Here is a 298-nt window from a genome sequence, read left to right on the forward strand (position 1 = left end):
GTGAGAGAACTGTCGGTGTCATATGGAATAGCAACAACCCATCTTATGATAAAAATGAAGCTGGTGAATATGCTTTCGATGGTACATTGATATTGCCAGAAGATGTAACAAATCCAAATGAAATAATGGCTAACATCATCGTTAAAGTACTCCCAGATGAAAGTGAAGAACAAAATGATCCTCCTGTTGTCGAAGAAGTAGTTGTGGAAGACGAGGATAAGGACACAGATGAAGAAGAACCTGAAGCACCTGTTGCAGACAAAAAGAGTTCCAGTAATACAGATAAGCTCCCGAATAC

1 protein-coding gene is annotated in these 298 nt (G+C 39.3%); it reads left to right on the forward strand.

Annotated features, from left to right (window positions below; all coding sequences use genetic code 11):
• A partial coding sequence (locus AOA59_RS32125) for an Ig-like domain-containing protein (protein ID WP_178076299.1) occupies window positions 1-298 on the forward strand: 298 nt, incomplete at both ends.

It is taken from the genome of Pseudomonas sp. 2822-15 (assembly GCF_002742515.1).
GTDB classification, from domain to species: Bacteria; Pseudomonadota; Gammaproteobacteria; order Pseudomonadales; family Pseudomonadaceae; genus Aquipseudomonas; species Aquipseudomonas salomonii.